Origin of the sequence: Microcoleus sp. OTE_8_concoct_300 (assembly GCF_031383065.1) — a bacterium.
Taxonomy (GTDB): Bacteria; Cyanobacteriota; Cyanobacteriia; order Cyanobacteriales; family Microcoleaceae; genus Microcoleus.
In genome coordinates, this window is the sequence record NZ_JANMZH010000904.1 from 1 (window position 1) to 4,425 (window position 4,425).

General features: G+C 48.9%; 2 protein-coding genes. Both read left to right on the plus strand.

Annotated elements, in window-relative coordinates:
* Positions 1 to 199 precede the first annotated feature (199 nt).
* The gene (locus tag ACUVJL_RS39030) at positions 200 to 379 is read left to right on the plus strand and encodes a hypothetical protein (protein ID WP_445250719.1); all 180 of its coding nucleotides are present in this window, start codon (positions 200 to 202) and stop codon (positions 377 to 379) included.
* Between the two features lie 268 nt (positions 380 to 647).
* Entirely contained in the window at positions 648 to 4,238 is a 3,591-nt protein-coding gene (ileS, locus tag ACUVJL_RS39035; RefSeq protein ID WP_445250720.1) for an isoleucine--tRNA ligase, read from the plus strand.
* Positions 4,239 to 4,425: the final 187 nt, after the last annotated feature.

Consider the following 4,425-nt stretch of genomic DNA (forward strand, 5'->3'; position numbering starts at 1 on the left):
CAGTTAAATCGGTAGGGACACGGCCTTGTCCAAATGGTGTCAACAAACAGGTAAAACTGATAGTCCGACAGTCCGACAGGGAATGAATTCCCTGTCTCATAGCGAAAGTCGGTTAAAACCGACTGCAAGTGTCAATTTAACTCGATGTTGAGTTTCGCATTGCACGTTAATCAACCTCCTCAGTCCTCTTGCAGAGGACTTGCGCTATGAGACAGGGATTTCAATCCCTGTCGGACTGTCGGACTCGCCGTCAAACGAGTTAGACCCCGATCGCACCATAGCAGTTTTTGAAGAACCGGGCGATCGCATCCCCGTTCCAACCTTTGCCGAATCCTTCAATCTCACCGTCGGTGAAATGTTCAGTTGGCTGACTGAGTAGCGCCCCCTCGATTTATGAATTGATTTAACCGCAGAGGGCGCAGAGGGCGCAGAGGAAGAGAAGAGAGAGAGCTGTCTACGGATTTGGTTCGATCTTATGTGCGGTCGATCGCTTATACTAGAATATCTGGCTGTCAGCTCTTCAAGGACGAGAGAGGACTTGCGGTCTTCACTACAAACTTAATTTATGATTATTTAACCGGACTTGATATCATCTCTCAAATAACCCCTAACTACTAACAACTAACTACATAAAAAGTTTGTCAAAAATGGAAGCTAAATCTTACAAAGACACGGTAAATCTGCCCAAAACCAAGTTTGATATGCGCGCCAACGCCGCCAAGCGCGAACCAGAATTGCAACAATTTTGGGCAGATCAAGAAATCTACGATCGCCTATCCCACAATAACCCCGGCGACTTGTTCATCCTCCACGACGGCCCACCCTACGCTAACGGACAACTTCACATCGGCCACGCCCTCAACAAAATCCTCAAAGACTTTATCAACCGCTACCAAATGCTGCGCGGCAAAAAAGTCCGCTATGTGCCCGGTTGGGATTGTCACGGATTGCCGATCGAACTTAAAGTATTGCAGAACATGAAATCGGAGGAGCGGCTAAATCTTACCCCGATCGAACTCCGCCGCAAAGCCGCCGCCTTCGCCCAGCAAACAATGGAACAGCAGCGCGAATCCTTCCAGCGCTACGGCGTTTGGGGCGACTGGGAACACCCGTATTTAACCATGAAACCCGAATACGAAGCCGCTCAAATCGGCGTTTTCGGTCAAATGGTGCTCAAAGGCTACATCTACCGCGGCTTCAAACCAGTCCACTGGAGCCCGAGCTCGAAAACAGCCCTCGCCGAAGCGGAATTGGAATATCCCGAAGGCCACACGTCGCGCAGCATCTACGTCGGCTTTCATGTGAAAACTTTGTCAAAATCCCTGCAAACGAAGCTCAAGCGCTATATGCCGAGCCTCTGGGCGGCGATTTGGACGACTACTCCCTGGACAATTCCGGCAAACTTGGCGATCGCAGTTAATCCCGAATTGACTTATGCGGTGGTGGAACCGCCGGCAAATTCCCACATCGCACAACAATTTATGTTGGTAGCTGTCGATGCGGTCGATCGGCTGTCGGCAACTTTTAACACTGAATTAAAAATACTTGCTACCTTCAAAGGGAAAGAATTAGAAGGTTGCAGCTACAAACACCCGCTGTTCGATCGCGAAAGTCCAATTGTTGCCGGCGGTGACTACATTACCGCTGATTCAGGAACGGGATTGGTGCACACCGCACCGGGCCACGGACAAGAAGACTTTATCGTCGGAAAACGCTGCGGTTTGCCAGTCTTAACCCCCGTAGATGAAAACGGAAATTTTACCGCAGAAGCCGGACAGTTTGCAGGTTTAAATGTCCTCGGAAATGGCAATGCCGCAGTGATTGATGCCCTGGCCGAAGCAAATTGTTTGATTAAAGAGGAAAGTTACGCTCACTCTTATCCTTACGATTGGCGCACGAAAAAGCCGACCATTTTTCGGGCGACGGAACAGTGGTTTGCCTCGGTTGAAGGGTTCCGAGATGCAGCCCTAAAAGCGATCGCCGATGTGAATTGGATTCCCGCCCAAGGGGAAAATCGGATTACTGCAATGGTGGGCGATCGATCGGATTGGTGCATCTCCCGCCAGCGGACTTGGGGCGTTCCCATTCCGGTATTCTACGACGAAGAAACTAACGAACCGCTGTTAAATGAAGACACGATCGCCCATGTGCAAGCCCTTTTTGCCGAGAAGGGTTCCGATGCTTGGTGGGAATTGTCGATCGATGAATTGCTGCCGGAATCTTACCGCAACAACGGCCGCACTTACCGCAAAGGTACAGACACGATGGATGTGTGGTTTGACTCGGGTTCTTCCTGGGCCGCAGTTGCCCAAGGTCGCTCGGAATTAAACTATCCTGCTGATATCTATTTGGAAGGTTCAGACCAGCATCGCGGCTGGTTTCAATCCAGCTTGCTTACCAGTGTAGCAACTAACGGCGTCGCTCCTTACAAAACTGTTTTGACTCACGGTTTTGTGCTAGATGAAAAAGGCCGGAAGCAGAGCAAATCTGAAGGCAATGTCGTCGATCCGGCAGTCGTAATTAAGGAATATGGAGCCGATGTTTTGCGGTTGTGGGTGTCTTCGGTAGACTACTCGGCAGACGTGCCTTTGGGCAAAAACATTCTCAAACAGCAGTCGGATGTTTACCGCAAAATTCGTAATACAGCTAAGTTTTTGCTGGGCAATTTGCACGACTTTGACCCCGCAAAAGATGCCGTTGCTTACGAGGAATTGCCGGAACTCGACCGCTATATGCTGCACAGAATGGGCGAAGTTTTTGCGGAAGTCCAAGATGCTTTTGAAAGCTTCCAATTTTCCCGATTCTTCCAAACTGTGCAGAATTTCTGCACGGTGGATTTATCGAATTTTTACTTGGATATTGCCAAAGACAGACTTTACATCAGCGCGACAGATACCCTTCGCCGCCGCAGTTGTCAGACGGTGATTGCAATTGCTGTGGAGAATTTAGCAAAGGCGATCGCACCTGTTTTGTGTCACATGGCTGAGGATATTTGGCAGTACCTTCCCTATCCGACTCCTTACAAGTCAGTGTTTGAAGCCGGGTGGGTGCAAATTGATGCTTCATGGCATAATCCAGAATTGGCTACTCGCTGGCAGTATTTGCGACAAGTGCGCGGCGAAGTTAACAAGGTTTTGGAAAAAGCCCGGATTGAAAAGGCGATCGGTTCTTCTTTGGAAGCTAAGGTTTTATTGTACGTTCCCGATGTTGAGAAAAGGCAGCAATTGCAAGCTTTGAATCCCAGCAGCGAAGAATTGGTGGATTATGTGCGATCGCAAAATTCAGTCATTCACTCAGCCGCAGAGGAGAAAGCAAAAGCAGCACAAGATCGACAGGAAGAACAAGCGGCAAATGTTGCCAAAGTGTTGACAGAAAACACAATTTATGTTGAGGCGGAAACGAGCGCAGAAAAGGGCGATCGATCTTCTGAGATAATAGAGTATTCGGCCCCTGAACTGTCGGCTTCAAATGGGCAGCCAATCTTAGATCAAGTCGCCGATTTTGTGGCTAATTTGCCTGAATACGTGGGTAACTTTGTCACAGAAAACCAAAAAGCGCTGGTAACACTTGGGCTGTTAGCCTCTGTGTTGATAACGGGCCGAGTAACACTGGCGATTTTGGATACGATTAATCAGATTCCGGTGTTGGGAGGCCTATTGGAAGTCATCGGCATCTTATTTACAATCTGGTTTGTTTTCCGTCACTTGCTGTTTGCGGCCAACCGTCAAAAAATTGCACTACAAATTGATTTGCTGATAGCAGATGTGCTGGGCCACACAACCGCGATCGTGCCTGCAGAAACAAGGGCGATCGTCCTCGCACCGGCAGTAGAAGCAGCGCTTGTGCTTGTAGAAACACAGGCGATCGTACAAACAGCCCCTGTAGAAACGGCGCTTGTAGAAACACCCCAAATCCCGGAAGCAGAATTAGTTGCGATCGCACCCAAGCCAGAAATTCCTGCTGAAATAGCTGTAACCCTGGATTCTACAATGACCGGGAACGGTGTAGACGAACTGCGGTATTTGTTCATTACTTCGGAAGTGGAACTGGTAGAATCGAATGCAATCCTGCAAGAATTGGCGTACAGTTATCAGTCTCCGGAGTTGGCGATTGGTGTAGTCAAAGCAGACGGGGAAAAGTGCGATCGCTGCTGGAATTACTCGACTCACGTCAGCGAGTCGATCGAACATCCGCTAATTTGCGAACGCTGCGTTTCTGCAGTAGACCACAAATTCTAACCTAGGCTGTGTACCGCGCACCTTACATCTTAATGTAGGGTGCGTTACGAGCTCAAAAGTTTTTTTGTGCAACCTTGTTTCGGGTTATATCGGAATTATTCTCTCTCTCATCTCTTTCTCTGTGTCCTCTGTGCCCTCTGTGGTTTAATCATTCCGATTCGATGATGTCGAGATCTTGGTAGAGTTG

Bases quoted from the DNA above. Each gene is read 5' to 3' on its own strand.
- ileS (WP_445250720.1), top strand. From the start codon at position 648: ATGGAAGCTAAATCTTACAAAGACACGGTAAATCTGCCCAAAACCAAG.